The following is a 19,956-nucleotide window of genomic DNA, read 5'->3' as shown; positions in this document are numbered from 1 at the left end:
CACGAGGGGGCGTTCGCCCCTCGAAGGAGTGCCCGGAGGACCGGTACGGTCCCGTGGACGTGGTGATGGCCCGGGCCGCCGTCCGCGGGGGCGCCGACGCAGGCACTGGCCGGGGCCCGTCCGGTCGTGCGCCTTCCGGGGCGGACAGCCGCTCCCGTCGACCCCTCACGCGTGAAGGTCGGCCATGACCAGGTAGGCGTCGCCGGGCAACGCGTCGAGGAGCGCGTTCGTGCGGCGCAGGTACTCGCGCCGTGCCTGCCGTGCTGCGGGGTCGTCACCGGCCCCGGGCAGGTGTTCCACGGCGTACCAGGTTCCGTCCGTGTCGATGAGGGCCCATCCCGGCACCGCGCCCCGACGTGCCTGTTCCACGAACTCCTCCCGGGGCGTGGAGTAGTGCTCGACCGCGCACCCGGCGAAGTGCGTGAGTCCGGCTCCTGTGAGCTCCCGGACGGCGTCCTGGGCGTGGTAGGCCTTCATGGCGGCCGTCCGTTCGGCCTGGGCGGTCCTCCCCGCCGGCGTCCGGACGTGCGCGGCCGTCGCCCCGGGACGCGTGCGCTCGGTCCTTTCCCCGCCCCGCAGGAGGAACGCGCGGAGCGTCTCGGCGTCGGGGTGGCGCCGGAGTATCCCCGTGGCGCGGTCCCACCTGTCGGCCGCCCTCCCGGCCGCCGCCTCGCGCTGCGCGTCGAGGTCGAGCAGGGATGCGGGCGCCGCCGTCACCATGCGGGGGGCGCCGTCCTCGGCGGGCAGGACCCGGGGGTCGTCGGGGTCCGTGCACAGGAACGCGTTCTCGAACCGGCCTCCGATCATCCACCGGTCCCACCAGCGGCCGGGCGGGTCCGTGTCCTCGCCCGCGTAGTCGGGTTCCCCCAGCAGGGGCAGCAGCTCCCGCAGGAGCGCCTCGCCCGGGGCGGCGCCTGCCGAGGTGTCGGGCGGCTTCGGCAGGACCACGACGACCTGGTAGTGGGACACGTTCGCCTCCTGGGGGTTTTCGGTGGGCGGAGCAGGATCGCACGGACCCACGTCACGACGGCTTCCCCGACGGTCTCGTGGCCACCGGTCGAGAGCCCCGTTCGCAAGGCGTCCGCTGTGCTGCGGGCGAGGAGCGGTCGTGTCGCCGGCCGACACCGGATCCAGGGCCGCACACGACCACAACCGGGTTGACCTGCGCACTCGGAGGGCAGGCCGATACGGGACACGCCGCCCCGACTCGACAAGCAAGTGGTTACTTGCCTATTATGGTGGCCGTGGCCGACCAACTCTTCAAAGCTCTGGCCGACCCGACTCGCCGCACCATCCTCGACGAGCTCACGGAGAAGTCCGGGCAGACGCTGTTCGAGATCTGCTCGCGGCTGAGCATGAGGCACCGGCTCGGCATCTCGCGCCAGGCGGTCTCCCAGCACCTCGCCGTGCTGGAGTCCGCAGGGCTCGTCGAGACCAGGCGAGAGGGCCGCTACAAGTTCCACGACCTGAACACGGCCCCGCTGCGGCACATCGCCGAGCGGTGGCCCCTGCCAGACGCATCCGGACCGGAGGGGAACACCCCATGAAGATTCACATGACCAGCGTCTTCGTCGACGACCAGGCCCAGGCCGAGCAGTTCTACACCGAGGTCCTCGGCTTCGTGAAGAAGCACGACGTCCCGGTGGGCGAGAGCGACCGGTGGCTGACCGTCGTCTCGCCCGACGAGCCCGACGGCACCGAGCTCCTCCTCGAGCCCGCCGCCCACCCGGCCGCCAGGACCTACCGCGACGCCCTGGTCAAGGACGGCATCCCGCTCGCCCAGTTCGCCGTCCAGGACGTGCAGGCGGAATACCAGCGCCTGCGCGGCCTCGGCGTCCGCTTCACCCAGGATCCCCTGGAGATGGGCCCGGTCACCACCGCCGTCCTCGACGACACCTGCGGCAACCTGATCCAGATCGCGACCGTGCCGCAGTAGGCGGCGATCCGCGTGCGACGCCCGCCGGCCTGATCGGCCTCCGGGCGGCCGGGCGGGCCGTGGCGGGGGCGGGCCGGTGCGCCGCGTGCGCAGGGCCGCGGGCGGCGACCCGCCCGCGGCCCTGCCCGGTCCCGTGCCCGGGGCGTCAGAACTGGTGTTCACCGCCGTCGACGTACAGGGTGGTGCCGAGCATGAAGCTGCTGTCGGGGGAGGCGAGGAAGGCCACGGCCGCGGCGACCTCCTCCGGGCGCCCCATGCGGCCGAGGGGGACCCCCGCCGCGAGGCCCGCCTTGGCGGCGGCGGCGTTCTCCTCGCCGACGGCGCCGTCGATGCCGGGGGTGTCGATGGCGCCCGGCGAGACGGCGTTGACCCGGATGCCCCGGCCCTTCAGCTCGTTGGCCAGGGTCCGCGCCAGGGAACGCACCGCGGCCTTGGACGCCGCGTACAGGCCGTAGTCCTCCCAGCCGTCGTCGGCGCGGATCGAGGCGTTCAGGACCACCGACGCGCCCTCGCCCAGCAGCGGCAGGGCCTTCTGCACGGTGAGCAGCGTGCCCCGGACGTTGACGCCGAAGGTCCGCTCGAACTGCTCCCCGGTGGCCTTCTCCAGCGGTGCGAACGAGACCGCGGCCGCGTTGGCGAACAGCACGTCCAGGCCTTCGCCGCGCTCCCGGACCGCGTCGTACAGCCGGTCCAGGTCGGCGGGGTCGGAGATGTCGCCCGCGACCGCGGTCACCGCGGGGCCGATCGACTCCGCGGCCCGCGCCAGCACGTCCTCGCGCCGGCCGCTGATGAACACGTGGGCGCCCTCGGCCGCCAACCGCGCGGCGGTGGCCAGGCCGATCCCGGTGCCGCCGCCGGTGACGACGGCGGTTCTGCCTTCCAGCTGTCCCATGGGTGCTCTCCCGAAAATTTAGGTACCGAGTGGTACAGAACCAGACCCTAGCACTTCTGTACCGATTGGTACCAATGGTGCGGGTCGACGGCTCGGAGCCGGGGAAGGACCAGGCGTCCCCATGTCCGTGCCGACCCGCCGGCCCCGGTCGGCGGGGCCGCGGCGGACCTGCGTTTTCGCCCCCGGCCGCCGGGTAGTCGTGTGCGCGAGGCCCACCGAGAGGCGCGACCGGGGCCGGGGGAGGGGAGCCGATGTCCACACCGACACGGGCGCAGCCGCGCCCGCGCCACGGCCGCAACCTGACCGCCGGGATCCTGCTCGGGCTGGGCGCCGTCGCCTTCGTCGACGAGGTGGTCTTCCACCAGCTCCTGCACTGGCACCACTTCTACGACCTGTCCACCAGCGACGTCGGCCTGGTATCGGACGGGCTGTTCCACGCCTTCAGCTGGTTCGCCACCGTCGCCTCGCTGCTGATGGTCGCCGCACTGCGCCGCGAACGCGCCTTCCGGGGCGCTGCCTTCACCGCGGGATGGCTGACCGGGGCGGGGTTCTTCCAGCTCTACGACGGATTGGTCCACCACAAGGTCCTGGGGCTGCACCAGATCCGCTACGGGGTGGACCTGGTGCCCTACGACGTGACCTGGAACGCCGTCGCCGCCGTCCTGCTCGTGGCCGGGATCGTGCTGTGGACCGTGACCGCACGACGCGCGGGCCGGTCCGCCGCAACCACCGGGGCCGGGGCCTGAGCATGCACCACCACGGACACCACGGGACCGAAGCCGCTCTGCTCGGCCCGGGCGGGTGGGCGACGGCGATCCTGTTGGTGGCCGCCCTGGCGGCCTACCCGGCCGCGGTGTCGGCCCTGTACAGGCGCGGTACCGCCTGGCCGGCGTCCCGCACCGCGTCGTGGGCGGCCGGGTGCCTGTGCGCGGGCGCCGCTCTGGTCGGCCCCCTGGCCGAACGCGCCCACCACGACTTCACCGCCCACATGGCCGGACACGTCCTGCTGGGCATGCTGGGCCCGCTCCTGCTGGTCCTGGCGGCCCCGGCCACCCTGGCCCTGCGGACCCTCCCGGTGCGCGCGGCCCGTCCCCTCGCCCGAATACTGTCCTCGCCCCCGGCGGCCGTCCTGACCGACCCGTTCGTGGCGGGTGCGCTCAGCGTCGGCGGCCTGTGGGCGCTCTACCGGACCGGCCTGTACGCCCTCACGCACACCGACCCGCTCCTGCACGCCCTGGTCCACGCGCACGTGTTCGCCGCCGGGTACCTGTTCGCCTTCGCCGTCCTGGGCGGCCCCGACCCGGCGCCGCACCGCCCCTCCCCGCCGTGGCGGGCAGCGGCCCTGGTCCTGGCGATCGCCGCGCACAACATCCTCGCCAAGACCCTCTACGCGGCCCCGCCCGGGGGAGTCCCCGCCGAGCAGGCCCGCGCGGGCGCGGAACTGATGTACTACGCGGGAGCGCCGGTGGAGATCGCGCTGATCTTCCTGGTGTGCCGCCCCTGGATCCTGCCGCGCCGAAGGGCCTCGGACGGTCCCGGGATCGGCTCCGCACAGGTCACCTGACGCCGTGCCCGGGGCGCCTACGCGTCCGGGGCCTCGGGCACGGTGGCCCCGGACACGAGGGGTCGGCCGCCGCCGACGGCTGTGCCCGGCCCGCCCTCCTCCCGGTCCCTCCGCGCCGACAGTGACACCACGTCACATCCCCACCCGTACGAACGTCATGGTGCATCAGTGACGTGGTGCGACTGCCGGACGGCGGCGCCGACGGCTGGAATGGGGACATGCCAACGCAACCAGTCATCGAAGTCGAGCACCTGAACGTGAAGTACGGCGACTTCCACGCCGTGAAGGACCTGTCCTTCCACGTGGGGCGCGGGGAGCTCTACGCGCTGCTCGGAACGAACGGGGCCGGAAAGACCTCGACCCTGGAGGCCGTCGAGGGCCACCGCCCCGCCACGTCCGGCACCGTGCGGGTCTTCGGGAGCGACCCGCGCGACCGCCGCGGCGTACGGCCCCGCACGGGCATCATGCTCCAGGAGAGCGGTTTCTCCCCGGACCTCACGGTCCGGGAGTCGGTCCGCCTGATCGGCCGGCTCAGCAGGCGCACGGACAGCGTCGACCGCCTGCTCGGCGTCGTCGACCTCACCCGCAAGGCCGGCACCAAGGTCTCCCAGCTCTCGGGCGGCGAGAAGCGCCGGCTGGACTTCGCCACCGCCGTCTACGGGACACCGGAGCTGGTCTTCCTCGACGAGCCCACCACCGGCCTGGACATCCAGTCCCGGGACGCCCTGTGGGAGGCCGTGGACCGGCTGCGCGAGGACGGCTCCACCGTCGTCCTGACCACGCACTACCTGGAGGAGGCCCAGCAGCGCGCCGACCGGATCGGGCTCATGCACCAGGGCGTCTTCCACCGCGAGGGGACGGTCTCCGAGCTCACGCGCACGCTGCCCGCCACGGTCCGCTTCTCCCTCGCGCCCTCCGCCCCGGCGCTGCCGCTGCCCGCCGTGCCCCAGGGCGACGGAACGTTCCTCGTCGAGACAACCGGCCTGCAGGAGGACCTGCGCGCGCTCCTGAACTGGGCGCACGACCACGGGGCGGAACTGCGCGACCTCCAGGCCGGGCCGACCCGCCTCGACGACGTCTTCCGCGCCATCGGCAGCGAGTAGGCCGTGCGGTCCCTCCCGGACCCGGCCGTCGCCGGCCGCCCTTCTTCCGCAACTTCCAGTCAAAGGATCCCCGCCATGCTCGCGATCGCTCACGGTGAGCTGATCCAGATCTTCCGGAACCGGCTGATCCTGGTCACCATGCTCGTCATGCCCGCGGCGTCCAGCGCCTTCTACATGTACCTGCACGACCGCATCCCGGCCCTCGACCTCGGGGCCGTCGCCGCGGTGCTGATGTTCCTCGTCGTGACGATGGGGCTCTACACCACCGCCGTCACCACGCTGGCCTCCCGCCGCCAGAACCTGTTCCTCAAGCGGCTGCGCTCCACCGCGGTGGACGACACCCGCATCCTCGCCGGGCTGCTGCTCCCGGTCACCGCGATCACGCTGGCCCAGGTGGGCGTGGTCCTGGTCGTGCTGTCCGTCGTCGCCGACCCGCCGGCCGACCTCCTGCTCACGGGGGCGGCCACCCTCGCGACGGTGGTCATGATGATCGGACTGGCGCTGGCCACGGCCGGGGTGACCAACTCTCCCGAGCACGCCCAGGTGACCACCCTGCCCGTCCTCATCGGCGTGCTCGCCGTGTCCGGCTGGGTCGGGTTCACCGGCACCGAGGAGCTCACCCTGCTCAAGCGGCTGCTCCCCGGCGGTGCGGCTTCCGAGCTGGTCGTCAACGCCTGGAACGGCGGAGTCCCGCTCTCGGAGTCGCTGTTCCTGCTGGCCCCGACCCTGGCCTGGGTCGTCGTCGCCGTCACCCTGGCAACCCGGATCTTCCGGTGGGAACCGCGCCGCTGAGCCGAGGAGCCGTGGGCGCGCGGACGGCGGACGCCGAGGGGCGGCGCTGCGGGCCGCGGACGGCGTCCGCACCGGGAACGGTGGGGGAGCGGCAGCGTTCGGGCAGGCGCCCGCGAGCCCGCCGCGGAGGGGCGCCCGCTACGGCAGCCAGTTCCGCAGCGCCATGTCGGCGCTGTCCTGGAGCTCGTCGCGGCCGAGGCCGTTGGCGGCCTGGACGGCGATGCCGAACGCCACCGTCATGATGTACCTGGCGAGGCGCCGCGGGTCGGCGCCCTCCGGGAGGTCGCCCTCGTCGACGGCCCGCCGGAAGCGCTCCTCCACGCGCAGCGTCGCGTCGTTGCGCCAGGCGACGAGCATGTCGTGCGCGGGCCTGCCCCCCTCGCCCGACGCCAGCGCGCCCTGCACGCCCAGGCACCCGGGAGGGCCTTCGGGGAGGGTCGTGGTCCGCACCGAGCCGCGCAGGAGCGCCTCGGCGACCTGCCGGGCGGTCGGCTCCTCCAGGGCGCGCGTCGCGTAGGAGGCCGGCCCCTCGGTGTAGCGCTCCAGGGCCTTGCGGAACAGCTGCTCCTTGTTGCCGAAGGCCGCGTACATGCTCGTCTTGGTGATCCCCATGGCACCGGTCAGGTCGGCGAGGCTCGCCCCCTCGTAGCCCCTCTCCCAGAAGACGCGCATGGCGCACTCCAGCGCCTCGTCGACGTCGAACTCCCTGGGACGGCCGATGACAGTACTCCGGGAAACACCCATGCCACGATCCTAACCGGTCGGTACAGAAACCCGGGGCGAGGAGCCGCGGCCGGGCGGGCCCCCGGCCTCCGCCCGGCCCCGCGCCGGTGCCGCCCGGGCGGTACCGGCGCGGACGCGCCCGCGTGGGCGGGCGCCCGCACCGCGCCCCGGAAAGGGCGTCCTACGTCAGGGGCCGACTCCGACGGAAGCCCTCACGGGCGGCCCTCACCGGTCGTCGGCGTCGAAGGCCTCGGCGACGGCGAGGCTGTCCTCGTAGACGTGGTGCCTGGTGACCAGGCCGTCCTCGAAGGTGAGGTGCATGGCGAACCGGGCGCGGTACGCGCGTCCGGTGGGACGGGCGGTCTGGCGGATCTCCCCGAACACGACCGCGTCGTCCCCGTCGACCAGGACGCGTTCGATCTCGGTCCCCACCTGCTCCGGCACATGGTGCTCGGCGATCTCGCGGTAGTGGGCGGCCGCGTCGGCCCGGGTGGAGCGGTGGCGGATCCAGGGCGTGGCGGCGCGGCCGTGCTCGGCCTGCGGCCAGCTCAGCTTCCAGTCGCCCCGCTCGGCGTACAGTTCGGCGATGCGCTCGGGGTCGCCCTCGCCGATCCTGCGCAGCAACTCCTCCACCGCTGCACGGGTGTTCGCGGTTGCTGTTGTCGACATGGTCGGCTCCTCCGTAGGGACCGCCTCCTGCTCGGGCGGCGAAGGCCCCAACCTAGCCCGTGGCGAGGACGATCGAACTCTCCACGACCGGGGCCCGGGGCTGCCCCGGCCCGCTCCCGGACGGGGCGCCCAGGCGGACCCCCGGTCGCGCACGGCTGTCGGCCGGTGGCTCCAGAACCCGCAACCCGCCGTCGCGCGTGGTCGGCGCCATCGCTCCTCCCACGGAGCCCCGGCCCGAGAGGGCCGCCCCCACCGGTGACGTCCCAGGATGTCGTCACCGCGCACCCGCCGACAGGGGAGCGGGCCCGCACGATATCCCGTCGCTCGTGGACCCGGGCCCCTCTATCGTGGCCGCCATGATCCACCCCCCGCTCGAGACTCTGCCGGAGACGCTGCCCACCCGGATCCCCGACGTGTCCCTGTGCGTGCTCACCCCCGCGGACGCCACCGACATCCGGGACCTCCTGCAGGCCGACACCGCCCATCTGACCCGCCACGGCGACTTCACCGCACAGGTCCGGGCTTCCGTGGAGGAGATCGAGGAGGCACTGGCCCACTCCGCCGGGAAGGAACGCGCCTACGGCATACGACTGCGCGAGAGCCTGGTGGGCCAGGTCGGCATCATCGCGGCCGCTCCACCGCACTACGGCCTGGGCTACTGGCTCGCCCGAGCCGCCACGGGGAAGGGCCGGGCAGGCGCGGCCTGCGCCGCTCTCATCGGGAGCGCCTTCACCCTCCTGGGCGCCACCGACATGTTCGCGGGCGTCACCCATGGCAACGACCCGAGCGCCGCCGTACTGCGCAGGCTCGGATTCGCCCCGGTCGAGGAGTTCCCGACCTACACCCGTTTCCACATGCCGTTGACCTCCCCCGGCTCCGGGGAGTGCTTTCCGAAGGCTTTCGGTCGATGAGCGGTCGTCCGGGCGATCACTCGCACGACGACGTGCGGTGTACAGCCCGTCCGGGCTTCACGGGCGCGGAGGCGCGGCGAGGGGAAGTTCGCCGGTGGAAGCGGGCCCGGAACAACCCGGGACCTAGTTGCGTCCGCCGCGGCACCAGCGCTGTGCGGACAGCGCGGCAGGGGCGTCCGCGAGCCGATCCGCGAACGGCCGCACGACCTCCACCGCCTCGTCCGGCAGAGCCCGCACGACCGCGATCATCCCGGTCGTGGCGGTCCCGTCGTCGTCGACGAGGAGCGCCGCAAAGAGCAGGCGGCCACCTGGGCCGGCATCCGACGGCAGCAGGTCGGACCCGCCCCCCGAACGGGGCCTCGGGGCCCACGCACCGGTGACCAGCGTGTGGGGCGCCTCCGCCCCATCCGTGTCCGGCCCGTGGTCGAACAGGAGAACCGCGCGGAGGGCCGTGTACCCGGCGTAGAGCCCGGCCGACCAGTAGGGCTCCTCGGTCGCGAACCGCTCCGCGGCGGCGCGGTCGGGGACCTCGACCACGTGGACGCTCCCCGTGTGCTCCTCACCGTCATCGTCCAGGGTGGGGCCCCGCAGGACGAACCGGTCCTCGAACCGGTCCATGTAGGACCAGTGCTCCTCCGCGAGGTCGTACAGTTCGGACCCCAGCCCGGGGCGGTCCTCGGCGTGCACGTGAAACAGCATGGGTGAAAGGTACCGGCACGCCCCCCGAGGGCAGCGGGCCGGGGCAGGGCCGGCGGCCCGCGCTGACGACTCCGGTGCCCGGGCGCCCGCGTTGCGGGGACGGGACCGACCGGCCCGAAGGCGATCGGACGGCGGCCCCGCGCCACGTCAGGATTCCCTGCCGGTACGGGGCCACCGTCCGCGGTGACCGGTGACCGGGGCAGGCTCAGCGGGCCGGGGGCGGCTCCGGCGGGCGCATGCGGCCGTTCTGGAAGGAGGTGAACAGCCATGCTCCGCTCTCGCGGACGGCCACGCGTGTCTGGACGGACAGGTCCTCGGGCCGGCCGGTGCGGGCGCCCGGCCACAGCACGCAGACACCGCTGGTGACGACCACCGCCAGGTCGGAACCGACGAAACGGATGTGCCATGCCTGCGGGTCGGTGAGACGGGTGCCCGCCATGAAGGTGTCGAACCCCTCCTGCATGCTTGCTGCGATCCCGGCCCGGGTGCGCAGGTGGGAGCCGTCGACGGCGACGAAGTCGGCGTCCTCGGTGAAGGCCGCCGCGAACGCCGCCCCGTCGCCCGCGGCCCAGGCCCGCTGCTGGGCCGCCACCAGGCCGCGCAACTCCTCCCGCGCCGCCTCCTGCGCGTCGTCTCCTCGCACGGGCCGTTCCTCCTCCGTGGTCATGATCGTTCTCCTCCCGTCCACGGCCCTCCGAGGGGGCCGTCCTGTGCGCTTCCCCGACGGTGGATCCGCCGGGGCCTCCGCGGGCGTCCTGCCGGTCACCGCGTCATGGCCCTCCGCAGAGCCAGGAACTCCAGTCCCGCGTAGACCGCCACGACCACCGCTCCGCTCAGCAGGAACGCCGTCCCCGGACCGGTGAGCGGGATCGGTCCCGCGAATACCAGGACCACGAGAGCCACGCAGGAGAGCGCGTTGCCCGTGACGACCAGGGCGGTGTACCGGACCGGGACGGCCGGGTAACCGGCGATCAGTCCCAGGGCGGCGGCGCCGCCGAGCATGGCGACACCGAACGGGACCGACCAGGCGAGCGGGAGTCCCAGCACCTCGACGAACGGCCGACCGGCGGCCAGCAGGACCACACCGAAGACCGCGGTGCTCCAGCCGTCGATCCGCAGGACGGTGCGCAGCTGTTCCGCCGCCCTGCCGCCGATCGCCGTGCGCGCGGCAGAACCCGCCACGATCGATGCGTTCATACCGGCTCCTTCTCCTTCGTGCGGCCCGTACGGGCCGCGTGGGGAGAAAGACTCCCACCGTCCGCTCAGCGCCTCAATAACCTCCGAGGTCATGGCGGCGGCTCCCCCGCAGACCGAGGACCTATGCTTCCGGGCATGGAAACGCGAGAGCCGTCGACCGCGGGCCCCCTGCTGCGGGACTGGCGCCGACGCCGCAAGCTCAGCCAGCTCGACCTGTCCCTGCTGGCCGACACCTCCGCGCGGCACCTGTCGTACATGGAGACCGGGCGGGCCCGCCCGAGCCGGGAGATGCTGCTGCGGCTGTCGGCCGCGCTGGACATCCCCCTGCGCGAGCGCAACACCCTGCTGCTGGCCGGAGGGTACGCCCCCGCCTACCGGGAGAGCAGCCTCGACGACGCGTACATGGCCTCGGTCAGTTCGGCCCTGGAGACCGTCCTGGCGACGCACGAGCCGTACCCGGCCGTCGTCGTGGACCGGCTGTGGAACGTGGTGCGGGGCAACTCCGCCATGTCCGTCCTCATGGAGGGCGTTCCCGCGCACCTGTCGGAGCCCCGGCCGAACGTGTTCCGACTGGCGTTGCACCCCGAGGGCCTCGCCGCGCGCCTGGTCAACCTGGGCGAGGTGCGCGAGCTGTTCCTCGACCGGTTGCTGCACCAGGTCAACACCACCGCCGACGCCGACCTCCGGGCCCTCTACGAGGAGGTGTCGCGCTATCCCGCCCCCGAGGAGCCCGCCGACGCCGGCACCGGTCCGGCGGACGGGCCGAACCCCATCCGGGTGCCGCTGCGCCTGCGCACCCCCTTCGGAGAACTGGCGCTGTTCAGCACCATGGCCACCTTCGGCGCACCGGCCGACGTGACGCTGTCGGAGCTGGCGATCGAGCTGTTCTACCCCTTGGACGGCTTCACCGCCGACACACTGCGCGCCCTGGCGCCGGCGTCCTCGAAGAACTCCGCCGCTCCCGAGAACGTGTTCCCCTAGCCCGACGACACGTCGTGACGGGGCACCGGCAACGCACCGCCGCCGGGTGCGCTCCGGGAACCCGCGCCTGAGCCGCGGCGCCGGGCCCGCCGACCGCGGGGACGTCCTCGAGCCCCCACCACAGGGTCGCCTGATCCGCCGGGCGGGAGCGTGGCGGCGTTCGAGGGGACGCCGTCGACGCCCCCGGCCGCGGCGCCACGGCTCAGGAGGGCGAGACGTGGTCCTGGTAGGCGGTGCTGTCGGTGAGGGTGGCGGCGAGGCCGCGGATCGCGGAGATGCCGACCTCCTCGGCCTGCCGCAACGCTCCGGGGACCTGTAGCTGGTAGCTGCGCGCCTTGGCCTCGCCCGCCGCGATCAACGGCAGCACCGCCGTGAGGGGTGACTCCGGGATGCCCATGGCTGTGGCCTTCTCGCCGTGGAAACGGTGGGCGAGTGCGTGCATCAGGTCGCGCCAGCCCGCCCCGTCCATCGGCGACTGCGGGGCGGAGGCGAGATTGGCGCCGGCGGCGTCGAACAGAGCCCCGACGAGTTGCCTGCTGTTCTCGTCCGGTGCGGCGGAGGTCGAGTCGAGCAGGTCCAGCAGCTCGCCGGCCTGCTCGTGGTCCTCGATGCCGAGGAAGAACTCCTCGTCGAGGCCCAGCAGGCGGCCCACGTACCACCAGTAGCGGTAGAGGAGGGACTGTTCCTCCTCGGTGAGCCGGTAGCCGATGCCCTCCAGGAGCTTGAACGGCACGACGGTGAAGTCGAGCCATGTGCGTGCGACGTCGGCCTGGTTGATCGGCACCCCCCACCGCTCGGAGTCCCAGCCGTGCTTGGTGGCCGTGGCGCGGACGCGTGCGTGCAGCAGCCGGACCTGCACGGTCTGCACGAGGCCGGAGGCGCCGTGGAGCAGGCCGCCGGGCAGGATCGCCGAGGCGTTCCACAACCCGGTCTCGGCGAGCCGGCGCGGCGCCGTCGAGGTCAGCCGGCCGGTGCCCACGAGCAGTCGCGCGATCGAGGGGGAGCTGTAGGTGTGGGTCAGCGATCCGACGGAGAAGGCGAGGCTCCTCCAGTGGAACGGCACGGCGAGCGAGGGCCGGTCGCCCTGCTCCAGGAGTTCTTGTGAGACCCATGCGGGCACGGTCTCCGCGTGGGCGAGCAGGGCGTCGACCGCCGGCGGGGCGTCCGGCACGCTCGCACGGCCCTCGGCGAGGCCGCGCTGGAGGGCGGCGCGGGCGGAACGGCCGTGTTCGTCGAACTCGGCGACGACGGCGTCGGCGAGCGGGTCGCCCACCTGCAGCATGGGCACCAGGAAGTCGACACGGTCGCCGTGGCGGGTCCGCGCGGCGGCGAGGTCGACGAGCCGCTCGGGCACGGACTGGGTGTGGTTCACATCGGTCATGAGGTCGTTTCTATCCTCCCGTGCCCGGAGGCAGCCACGGCCTGCCGATCCCCCCTTCCCCGGCGGAGGCGGGCTCCCCGGGGCGCGCCCGCCCGGGCTCGGGGGCGGACCGGCCCCGTCGTACGGGGGAGCGGTCCCCGCTGTTCCATCCTCTCTCTATCCTGCATAGAATAACTTCTATCTTCCATAGAAGAGCGTGGTGCGGGAGGAGCCGCACCACTCAGGACGAGAACCACGCGACCCCGCGCCAGCGCGCGACACCGGAGGTGCCCTCCATGCCGGAACGGTCCGGACGCCCGATCGCACCGGCACTGGTGCTCACCGGAGCGGCCTGCGTTGCCCTGGCCCTCGTCCTCCTGTTCGTGAGGGCCGAGCTGCTCCGGAACCCCTCCGCGGGGGAGGACGGGGAACCGGCGGCCACCGTCAGCGAGGACATGAGGGAGGCGGGGGAGGAGCTCGCCCGCAGACAGGCCGGCGACCCCCGCGCCATGGGAGCGGTGGACGCACCGGTCGTCATGGTCGCCTACTCCGACTACCTGTGCCCCTACTGCGGCGAATGGGTGCGCCGGGTCCAGCCCGAGCTCACCGACACCTACGTCGCGCAGGGCCTGCTGCGCATCGAGTGGCGGGAGTTCCCCTACCTGGGCGACGACTCCCGCCTCCTGGCCCTGGGCGCCGCGGCCGCCGCCGAGCAGGACGCCTTCTGGGAGTACCACGCCCTCGTCTACGAGGCCCCGCGGGAGTTCACCGGGGACGACGCGGCCCTGCGCACACGGCTGGAGGGAGCCGTGCGGGAGCTGGACCTGGACACGGAGCGTTTCGCACGGGACCTGGAGAGTGCCGACGCGGAGGAGGCGGTCGAGGAGGACTTCGCCGAGGGGCAGGCGATGGGGATCAGCGGCACACCCGCCTTCCTGGTCAACGGCGACCCCGTCCTGGGGGCCCAGCCGCTGGAGTCCTTCACCGGAGCCGTCGACCTCGCCCTGCGCGACGCGGGACGCCGGCCGTGAGCCCCGTCGTGGACGGCCCCCGCCGCCCGCGCCGCCCCTCCCACGCGGCCCCGCCCCGCTGGGGGACGGCGGTCCGCCGCCCGCCCGCCGCCGCGGCCCTCTGCCTGCTCCTGGCCCTCGCGGCCTGCGGCAGGCCCGAACTCGCGGACCCCGCCGACGCCCTGCCCCTGGACGGGGGCCCGGCCCCGGCCGCGCCGGTGGAGCCGGACCTGCTCCCCGGCGTCCTCGACGGAGCGGCCGGACGGGCCACGCCCTACTCCTCCGAACCCCGCGGCACCGACACCGGGTTCGTCGGACCCGTGACGCCGGAGGGAGGCGGCGAACTCCACTTCGTGGGCACGGACGCCGACGGGCGCACCCGCTGGACCACCGAACGCAACCCGAGCTGCACCGGGTTCACCCTCACCCGCACGCAGGGCGGCGACGACCTAGTCGTGCTGCTCGACAGCGACGCGGCCCCCGACCGCGGACTCCTGGCCGCCCGGACCACCGCGGCCGCCCTGGACCCCTCCACCGGACGCAGGGTGTGGGGCCCCACGGAGGTGCCCGGCACCTGGGTGGGGCCGGGGCTGGTCTTCGCGCAGGTCGCCCACACCGTCATGAGCGCCGACACCGGCCCCGCCGTCGCCCTGTCCGCGGACACCGGGGAGGTCGTCGCGGACGAGAGCCGGGGCGGGGCGGTCCTGCACGAGTACCAGGGCACCGTGGTCCTCCACCGCGACGGCGCGCTGCGCGCGGTCGACGCCCGCTCCGGGGACGAACTCTGGCACCACGCCGACCTGCCCGTCCCCGACACCCTGGAAGGGGAACCCGGGGAGATTTCCCTCACCTACGGACCCCGTCCCGCCAGCGGCTCCGCCCCGTGGGCGGTCATCACCTGGGAGCGGGGGGAGACCACGGCGTTCACCGTCCACGACCTGAGGGACGGCCGCGCCCTGGCGGAGCCCCTCACGGGGGCTCCGCCCGTGTCGGTGGGCGACGAGCACGGACGGGCGATGAGCTACGCCAACGCCAAGGACCTGTTCGACCGCCTCGCGCGGCGCACCGGGCTCACCGCCTGATACGCGGGAGACGTAAGCCATGTTTTGTGGTTACCCCTCACCTGAAAAGTGCTCTGTGCCGGCGCGCGGCGGCTTCTTCTTTCCCGCTTCGTTTCGCCCGGTCGGGGTTTCCCGAGCCATCCGGCCACATGTGGCCGAGCAGGTGGAAAGGCGGGAAACACCTGGCAGCCGACCACGCCCGCTGCTATCGTACTCCGCTCTTCTCAACCCCCGGGGTGCTGTGCGCTGCTGGTCGAGGGAAAATACCTGCTCAAAGAGCGCATTTGTGCCAATGTCGCCCTCGGTCGCACGCGAGGCAAGGCCGGCCCCGCAGGGCATCTGGGGATGCGACCCGGGTCTGGGAAGAACCGGGCCCGGGCCGGTTGTCATCCGGGTTCGGGCTATCACAGAAACTGGCCTGCTGTAATGGGTGACCCATTCTTCGACGGGAAAGAGGGCCGATGGAATCGGTGACACGTCTGCCGTTGGGCAGCGGCGGGGAAATCCTGTTCGAAGCCTCCCCGCTGGCCGAAGCAGAAGAGCTGGTCGGGGGCGGCCCGGTCAAGGCCGGGCGCATATCGGACGCGGTCGGTGAACTGCCGCACAGCCTGGTGGAGATGCTGCAGCCGGTGCGGGAGATGGCCGAAACGGTCCTGGAACAGCTGCGCGAGGCCAAACCTGCCGAGGTCGAGGTGACCTTCGGGGTGGACCTGTCGGCGAAGGTCGACGCCGTCATCACCCGGGGTGAGGGCAAGGCCAACCTGAGGGTGCGCGTGCTCTGGAAGCAGGACCAGGCGTGAGCACACCCGGACCGCACGACCCGCAATCACAAGGTGCGGGCACGGGCCGCCACCGTGGCGGGGGCGCGGCTCCGGGCACCTTGCCGGGCCAACAGGTGCTCGCCGGGGTGGTCCAGGTCCTGGACAGCCGGGGCCTGGTGGCCGGGACGGGGTTCCTGGCCGGCCCGGACCTGGTACTGACCTGCGCCCACGTGGTCCAGGGCGCAGGCAGCACCCGGGGTGGGCCGGTGGACCTGTGCTTTGTCCATCAACCCGGCGCCCCGGTGGTCCAGGGTCAGGTCCTGGCCGAGGCCTGGCGCGACCGGGACAGCGAGGACGTGGCCGCGATCCGCCTACTGGGACAGGTACCGGCCGCAGCGCAGCCTCTGGGGGTGGGCAGCGCACAGGGGTGTGAGGGGCACGAGGTGTCCTCCTACGGGTTCCCCGACCAGGCCCCCGCCGGCGGGCACTACGGCTACGCCACCGCCGGGGACCTGCTGCCCGACGCGCAGACGGGCCCGCGCCTGCAGCTGACCGGCGCCAACGACCTGACCACCGGCTTCAGCGGCGCACCCGTGCTGGACAAGGTCACCGGCCTGGTCATCGGCATGGTCACCGAGATCACCCGACCCGACCGCTACCAGCGGGGCCAGGGCATCGCCTATGCCACCCCAGCCGATGTACTGCTCGACATCGTTCCGGAGCTGACCGAGCAGGACCTGTCCCCCTACCCGGGCCTGGACTCCTTCACCGCCGCCGACGCCGACTGGTTCCACGGCCGCCACAGCACGGTGGCCGAGGTCCTGGAAAAGCTGGACCGGCAACGGCTGGTGCTGCTGCTGGGCCCCTCCGGGGCGGGCAAGTCCTCCCTCATCCAGGCCGGTGTCCTACCGGCCCTGGCCCAGGGCCGGCTGCCGCGCAGCGACCGGTGGCTGCCCCTCCTGCTCCGCCCGGGACGGGACCTGGGAGCGGAGCTGGCCCGGGCCGGCCTGACCCGGCAGGAGGAGGGCGGGCTCAAGGCCGCGGTGCAACGCCGCCTGCACGTCGAGCAGGGCCGTGAGCGCCTGGTGGTGGTCATCGACCAGTTCGAGGAACTACTCACCCACACACCCGCCAACCCCGGCGACCAGGCCGGTCCCGCCCCCGGGCTGGACCTGGTGGAAGAACTCCTCGAGGCCGCCGATGACGACCTGCCCCTGAGCGTGGTCCTGATCATGCGCAACGACTTCTACCACCGCCTGGCCGAAGCCGCCCCCCGGCTACTGCAGGCCGCCAAACCCGGAACGGTGGACATCCCCGCCCACCTGGCCACCGACGAGCTGGACGCCATCATCACCCGGCCCGCCCAGGACGCCGGCGCCCGCTTCGAGGACGGCCTGCCCGCGCGCATCATCGAGGACCTGCGCCAAGCGAGCACGGAGGGCCGGGTGGCGGCCACCCTGCTGCCGCCGCTGCAGCTGGCACTGCAACAGCTCTGGGACCAGCGCGAGCACGGGCGCCTGACCCACCAGGCCTACGAGCGCATCGGCAAGGTCTCGGGAAGCCTGACGGCCTGGTGCGACAACGCGATGGCACGGCTCCCGAAGGACCAGCGCCCGATTGCCCAACGGATACTGACAGCGCTGGTGCACCCGGCCGACGAGGACTCGGCCATCCCCGCCACCCGCCGCCAAGTCCCCCTCTCCGAGCTCAGAGAACTGACAGCTGACACCTCCGCCCCCCAGAGCGCCGCCGGCACCGGCTTCGACCAGGTCCTGGTCTTCTTGAGCGGGGCCCGCATCATCACCACCACCAGCCCAACCGCCCACCCGAGTGGTGACCCTGCCGACGAACCCGTCGCGGAACTGATCCACGACGCGCTCATCCGCGACTGGCACAGACTACGCACCTGGGTGGACCAGGACCGCAAGTTCCAGGTATGGCGGCACGAGGCCTTCAAACAGGCCAAGATCCACGCCGACAGCGACAAACCCGGGGACCTGCTGACGGGCACTGCCCTGGCCGAGGGCACCGAATGGGCCACGCAGCGGCCCCTTCCCGCCCGGATCTCTGCGTTCCTTCAAGCCAGCGACCGCCACCAGCACGCCACCGCCCGCCGATCCCGACGTCTGAACACGGTCCTGGCCGGCCTGCTGGTCCTGGTCCTGGTCGCCGGGGCGCTGTCGGTGTGGCAGTGGCAAAACGCCGAACAGGCCCGGGAGGAGGCACAGGCCAGTGAAGCCGCCGCGCAGTCGCGCCAGCTCGCCGCCCAGTCCGATGCCCTGATCGAACGCGACCCCGACACGGCCTCCCTGCTGGCTGTCCACGCCTACCGCACCTCTGAAACCGACGAGGCCCGAGGCAGCCTGCTGCGCGCCGGCGGCCTGGGCCTGCAGCACCGCCTCACCGGCCACAACGGCCCGGTGTTGTCGGTGGTGTTCTCTCCGGGCGGGGACCAGGTGGCCAGCGCGAGCGCAGACGGCATGGTGCGGGTGTGGGACCCCGAGACCGGCCAGGAAGTGCGCACTCTCACCGGCCACGACGACTGGGTGAGGTCGGTGGTGTTCTCCCCGGAAGGGGACCAGCTGGCCAGCGCGAGCGCAGACGGCACGGTGCGGGTATGGGATGCCGATACCGGCCAAGAGCTGCACACTCTCACCGGCCACGGCGGGTCGGTGTTGTCGGTGGCGTTCTCCCCGGAAGGGGACCAACTGGCCAGCACGAGCGACGACGGCACGGTACGGGTATGGGATGCCGATACCGGCCAAGAACTGCGCACCCTCACCGGCCACGACGACTGGGTGAGGTCCGTGGTGTTCTCCCCGGAAGGGGACCAACTGGCCAGCGCAAGCGACGACGGCACCGTACGGGTGTGGGACCCCGAGACCGGCCAAGAGCTGCACACTCTCACCGGCCACGACGACTGGGTGAGGTCCGTGGTGTTCTCCCCGGAAGGGGACCAACTGGCCAGCGCAAGCGACGACGAGACGGTACGGGTATGGGATGCCGAGACCGGCCAGGAAGTGCGCACCCTCACCGGCCACGAGTACTGGGTGAGGTCCGTGGTGTTCTCCCCGGACGGGGACCAACTGGCCAGCGCAAGCGACGACGGCACCGTACGGGTGTGGGACCCCGATACCGGCCAGGAAGTGCACACCCTCACCGGCCACGACGAATGGGTGAATGTGAATGCGGTGGTGTTCTCCTCGGACGGGGACCAACTGGCCAGCACGAGCGACGACGGCACCGTACGGGTATGGGATGCCGAGACCGGCCAGGAAGTGCGCACCCTCACCGGCCACGACGGCACGGTGTGGTCGGTGGTGTTCTCCCCGGACGGGGACCAACTGGCCAGCACGAGCGACGACGGCACCGTACGGGTGTGGGACCCCGATACCGGCCAAGAGCTGCGTCCCCTCACCGGCCACGATGACAGGGTGAATGCGGTGGTGTTCTCTCCGGGCGGGGACCAGCTGGCCAGCGCGAATGCAGACGGCATGGTGCGGGTATGGGATGCCGAGACCGGCCAAGAGCTGCACACTCTCACCGGCCACGACGGCACGGTGACGTCAGTGGTGTTCTCCCCAGACGGGAACCAGCTGGCCAGCGCGAATGCAGACGGCATGGTGCGGGTATGGGATGCCGAGACCGGCCAAGAGCTGCACACTCTCACCGGCCACGACGGCACGGTGACGTCAGTGGTGTTCTCCCCGGACGGGAACCAGCTGGCCAGCGCGAACGCAGACGGCATGGTGCGGGTATGGGATGCCGAGACCGGCCAAGAGCTGCACACTCTCACCGGCCACGACGGCACGGTGACGTCAGTGGCGTTCTCCCCGGACGGGAACCAGCTGGCCAGCACGAGCGACGACGGCATGGTGCGGGTATGGGACCCCGAGACCGGCCAAGAGCTGCACACTCTCACCGGCCACGAGTACTGGGTGAGGTCCGTGGTGTTCTCCCCGGACGGGGACCAGCTGGCCAGCGCGAATGCAGACGGCACGGTGCGGGTATGGGATGCCGAGACCGGCCAAGAGCTGCACACTCTCACCGGCCACGACGGCACGGTGACGTCAGTGGTGTTCTCCCCGGACGGGAACCAGCTGGCCAGCACGAGCGACGACGGCACGGTGCGGGTATGGGACCCCGAGACCGGCCAAGAGCTACGCACCCTCACCGGCCACGACGACTGGGTGAGGTCCGTGGTGTTCTCCCCGGACGGGAACCAGCTGGCCAGCACGAGCGACGACGGCACGGTGCGGGTATGGGACCCCGAGACCGGCCAAGAGCTACGCACCCT

General features: G+C 72.8%; 21 protein-coding genes. 12 read left to right on the top strand and 9 right to left on the bottom strand.

The window, feature by feature from the left end:
• Positions 1-165: 165 nt before the first annotated feature.
• Positions 166-969: a hypothetical protein gene (locus ACFQBR_RS27275; protein ID WP_344181295.1), complete on the bottom strand. Its 804-nt coding sequence runs from the start codon at positions 967-969 to the stop codon at positions 166-168.
• 266 nt (positions 970-1,235) lie between these two features.
• Between ACFQBR_RS27275 and ACFQBR_RS27270 the strand changes: the two genes are divergently transcribed.
• Both ACFQBR_RS27270 and ACFQBR_RS27265 read left to right on the top strand, forming a co-directional pair.
• Positions 1,236-1,547, top strand: coding sequence for an ArsR/SmtB family transcription factor (locus tag ACFQBR_RS27270; RefSeq protein WP_267950409.1), 312 nt, complete (start codon positions 1,236-1,238; stop codon positions 1,545-1,547).
• Positions 1,544-1,936 carry a VOC family protein gene (locus ACFQBR_RS27265; protein ID WP_267944740.1) on the top strand — a complete coding sequence of 131 codons (393 nt, stop codon included), beginning with the start codon at positions 1,544-1,546 and terminating at the stop codon, positions 1,934-1,936. The genes ACFQBR_RS27270 and ACFQBR_RS27265 overlap by 4 nt, the downstream gene beginning before the upstream one ends.
• Positions 1,937-2,081: 145 nt before the next feature.
• Here ACFQBR_RS27265 and ACFQBR_RS27260 read toward each other — a convergent pair whose 3' ends face one another.
• Complete coding sequence (locus tag ACFQBR_RS27260; protein ID WP_352986216.1) at positions 2,082-2,828, bottom strand: SDR family NAD(P)-dependent oxidoreductase; 747 nt, start codon at positions 2,826-2,828, stop codon at positions 2,082-2,084.
• A 251-nt stretch (positions 2,829-3,079) separates the two neighbouring features.
• Here ACFQBR_RS27260 and ACFQBR_RS27255 point away from each other — a divergent pair, with 251 nt between their 5' ends.
• The 4 genes from ACFQBR_RS27255 to ACFQBR_RS27240 all read left to right on the top strand — a co-directional run bounded on the left by ACFQBR_RS27255 (position 3,080) and on the right by ACFQBR_RS27240 (position 6,287).
• Positions 3,080-3,574 (top strand): DUF2243 domain-containing protein, encoded by a 495-nt coding sequence (locus tag ACFQBR_RS27255; protein ID WP_344181291.1) that lies wholly within the window; start codon positions 3,080-3,082, stop codon positions 3,572-3,574.
• On the top strand, positions 3,514-4,392 hold the full coding sequence (locus ACFQBR_RS27250) for a cytochrome c oxidase assembly protein (protein WP_378554772.1): 879 nt from the start codon (positions 3,514-3,516) through the stop codon (positions 4,390-4,392). Before ACFQBR_RS27255 ends, ACFQBR_RS27250 begins: the two co-directional genes overlap by 61 nt.
• Positions 4,393-4,610: 218 nt before the next feature.
• Positions 4,611-5,495, top strand: coding sequence for an ABC transporter ATP-binding protein (locus tag ACFQBR_RS27245; RefSeq protein ID WP_344181287.1), 885 nt, complete (start codon positions 4,611-4,613; stop codon positions 5,493-5,495).
• 75 nt (positions 5,496-5,570) lie between these two features.
• The gene (locus tag ACFQBR_RS27240; protein ID WP_267944735.1) at positions 5,571-6,287 is read left to right on the top strand and encodes an ABC transporter permease; all 717 of its coding nucleotides are present in this window, start codon (positions 5,571-5,573) and stop codon (positions 6,285-6,287) included.
• A 138-nt stretch (positions 6,288-6,425) separates the two neighbouring features.
• Here the strand turns inward: ACFQBR_RS27240 and ACFQBR_RS27235 are convergent, their stop codons facing one another.
• The 3 genes from ACFQBR_RS27235 to ACFQBR_RS27225 all read right to left on the bottom strand — a co-directional run bounded on the left by ACFQBR_RS27235 (position 6,426) and on the right by ACFQBR_RS27225 (position 7,890).
• Positions 6,426-7,031 carry a TetR/AcrR family transcriptional regulator gene (locus tag ACFQBR_RS27235; RefSeq protein WP_344181285.1) on the bottom strand — a complete coding sequence of 202 codons (606 nt, stop codon included), beginning with the start codon at positions 7,029-7,031 and terminating at the stop codon, positions 6,426-6,428.
• A 204-nt stretch (positions 7,032-7,235) separates the two neighbouring features.
• A complete protein-coding gene (locus ACFQBR_RS27230) occupies positions 7,236-7,679 on the bottom strand; it encodes a nuclear transport factor 2 family protein (protein WP_378554769.1) in 444 nt (147 codons plus the stop codon).
• Between the two features lie 52 nt (positions 7,680-7,731).
• A complete protein-coding gene (locus tag ACFQBR_RS27225) occupies positions 7,732-7,890 on the bottom strand; it encodes a hypothetical protein (protein WP_378554767.1) in 159 nt (52 codons plus the stop codon).
• Positions 7,891-8,035: 145 nt separating this feature from the next.
• On the opposite strand from ACFQBR_RS27225, the gene ACFQBR_RS27220 reads away from it, so the two are divergent.
• Entirely contained in the window at positions 8,036-8,590 is a 555-nt protein-coding gene (locus ACFQBR_RS27220) for a GNAT family N-acetyltransferase (protein ID WP_344181281.1), read from the top strand.
• Positions 8,591-8,713: 123 nt separating this feature from the next.
• Here the strand turns inward: ACFQBR_RS27220 and ACFQBR_RS27215 are convergent, their stop codons facing one another.
• The 3 genes from ACFQBR_RS27215 to ACFQBR_RS27205 form a co-directional block, all read right to left on the bottom strand.
• On the bottom strand, positions 8,714-9,289 hold the full coding sequence (locus ACFQBR_RS27215) for a YciI family protein (protein ID WP_344181279.1): 576 nt from the start codon (positions 9,287-9,289) through the stop codon (positions 8,714-8,716).
• A 205-nt stretch (positions 9,290-9,494) separates the two neighbouring features.
• Complete coding sequence (locus ACFQBR_RS27210; RefSeq protein WP_344181277.1) at positions 9,495-9,956, bottom strand: SgcJ/EcaC family oxidoreductase; 462 nt, start codon at positions 9,954-9,956, stop codon at positions 9,495-9,497.
• 95 nt (positions 9,957-10,051) lie between these two features.
• Positions 10,052-10,486, bottom strand: a complete 435-nt coding sequence (locus tag ACFQBR_RS27205) for a hypothetical protein (RefSeq protein ID WP_344181275.1) — start codon at positions 10,484-10,486, stop codon at positions 10,052-10,054.
• A gap of 135 nt (positions 10,487-10,621) precedes the next feature.
• On the opposite strand from ACFQBR_RS27205, the gene ACFQBR_RS27200 reads away from it, so the two are divergent.
• Entirely contained in the window at positions 10,622-11,467 is an 846-nt protein-coding gene (locus ACFQBR_RS27200) for a helix-turn-helix domain-containing protein (protein WP_344181273.1), read from the top strand.
• Positions 11,468-11,669: 202 nt separating this feature from the next.
• Here ACFQBR_RS27200 and ACFQBR_RS27195 read toward each other — a convergent pair whose 3' ends face one another.
• Complete coding sequence (locus ACFQBR_RS27195; protein WP_344181272.1) at positions 11,670-12,848, bottom strand: oxygenase MpaB family protein; 1,179 nt, start codon at positions 12,846-12,848, stop codon at positions 11,670-11,672.
• Between the two features lie 275 nt (positions 12,849-13,123).
• Here ACFQBR_RS27195 and ACFQBR_RS27190 point away from each other — a divergent pair, with 275 nt between their 5' ends.
• From ACFQBR_RS27190 to ACFQBR_RS27175, 4 genes are all read left to right on the top strand, one after another.
• Positions 13,124-13,858: a DsbA family protein gene (locus tag ACFQBR_RS27190; protein ID WP_344181271.1), complete on the top strand. Its 735-nt coding sequence runs from the start codon at positions 13,124-13,126 to the stop codon at positions 13,856-13,858.
• Positions 13,855-14,919 carry an outer membrane protein assembly factor BamB family protein gene (locus tag ACFQBR_RS27185; RefSeq protein ID WP_378554762.1) on the top strand — a complete coding sequence of 355 codons (1,065 nt, stop codon included), beginning with the start codon at positions 13,855-13,857 and terminating at the stop codon, positions 14,917-14,919. The genes ACFQBR_RS27190 and ACFQBR_RS27185 overlap by 4 nt, the downstream gene beginning before the upstream one ends.
• Positions 14,920-15,359: 440 nt before the next feature.
• Complete coding sequence (locus tag ACFQBR_RS27180) at positions 15,360-15,698, top strand: CU044_2847 family protein (RefSeq protein WP_344181267.1); 339 nt, start codon at positions 15,360-15,362, stop codon at positions 15,696-15,698.
• Positions 15,695-19,956 (top strand): nSTAND1 domain-containing NTPase (locus ACFQBR_RS27175; RefSeq protein WP_378554759.1); only part of this gene is annotated, 4,262 nt, incomplete at its 3' end. The genes ACFQBR_RS27180 and ACFQBR_RS27175, both read left to right, overlap by 4 nt.

It is taken from the genome of Nocardiopsis tropica (assembly GCF_042660575.1).
GTDB classification, from domain to species: domain Bacteria; phylum Actinomycetota; class Actinomycetes; order Streptosporangiales; family Streptosporangiaceae; genus Nocardiopsis; species Nocardiopsis tropica.
The sequence above is the reverse complement of the archived record's forward strand: the minus strand, read 5'-3'. Positions and strand labels throughout refer to the sequence as shown.

Bases quoted from the DNA above. Each gene is read 5' to 3' on its own strand.
- ACFQBR_RS27270 (WP_267950409.1), top strand. From the start codon at position 1,236: ATGGTGGCCGTGGCCGACCAACTCTTCAAAGCTCTGGCCGACCCGACT.
- ACFQBR_RS27190 (WP_344181271.1), top strand. From the start codon at position 13,124: ATGCCGGAACGGTCCGGACGCCCGATCGCACCGGCACTGGTGCTCACC.
- ACFQBR_RS27240 (WP_267944735.1), top strand. From the start codon at position 5,571: ATGCTCGCGATCGCTCACGGTGAGCTGATCCAGATCTTCCGGAACCGG.
- ACFQBR_RS27245 (WP_344181287.1), top strand. From the start codon at position 4,611: ATGCCAACGCAACCAGTCATCGAAGTCGAGCACCTGAACGTGAAGTAC.
- ACFQBR_RS27205 (WP_344181275.1), bottom strand. From the start codon at position 10,486: ATGAACGCATCGATCGTGGCGGGTTCTGCCGCGCGCACGGCGATCGGC.
- ACFQBR_RS27235 (WP_344181285.1), bottom strand. From the start codon at position 7,031: ATGGGTGTTTCCCGGAGTACTGTCATCGGCCGTCCCAGGGAGTTCGAC.
- ACFQBR_RS27260 (WP_352986216.1), bottom strand. From the start codon at position 2,828: ATGGGACAGCTGGAAGGCAGAACCGCCGTCGTCACCGGCGGCGGCACC.
- ACFQBR_RS27195 (WP_344181272.1), bottom strand. From the start codon at position 12,848: ATGACCGATGTGAACCACACCCAGTCCGTGCCCGAGCGGCTCGTCGAC.
- ACFQBR_RS27200 (WP_344181273.1), top strand. From the start codon at position 10,622: ATGGAAACGCGAGAGCCGTCGACCGCGGGCCCCCTGCTGCGGGACTGG.
- ACFQBR_RS27255 (WP_344181291.1), top strand. From the start codon at position 3,080: ATGTCCACACCGACACGGGCGCAGCCGCGCCCGCGCCACGGCCGCAAC.
- ACFQBR_RS27230 (WP_378554769.1), bottom strand. From the start codon at position 7,679: ATGTCGACAACAGCAACCGCGAACACCCGTGCAGCGGTGGAGGAGTTG.
- ACFQBR_RS27265 (WP_267944740.1), top strand. From the start codon at position 1,544: ATGAAGATTCACATGACCAGCGTCTTCGTCGACGACCAGGCCCAGGCC.
- ACFQBR_RS27215 (WP_344181279.1), bottom strand. From the start codon at position 9,289: ATGCTGTTTCACGTGCACGCCGAGGACCGCCCCGGGCTGGGGTCCGAA.
- ACFQBR_RS27220 (WP_344181281.1), top strand. From the start codon at position 8,036: ATGATCCACCCCCCGCTCGAGACTCTGCCGGAGACGCTGCCCACCCGG.
- ACFQBR_RS27210 (WP_344181277.1), bottom strand. From the start codon at position 9,956: ATGACCACGGAGGAGGAACGGCCCGTGCGAGGAGACGACGCGCAGGAG.
- ACFQBR_RS27225 (WP_378554767.1), bottom strand. From the start codon at position 7,890: ATGGCGCCGACCACGCGCGACGGCGGGTTGCGGGTTCTGGAGCCACCG.
- ACFQBR_RS27180 (WP_344181267.1), top strand. From the start codon at position 15,360: ATGGAATCGGTGACACGTCTGCCGTTGGGCAGCGGCGGGGAAATCCTG.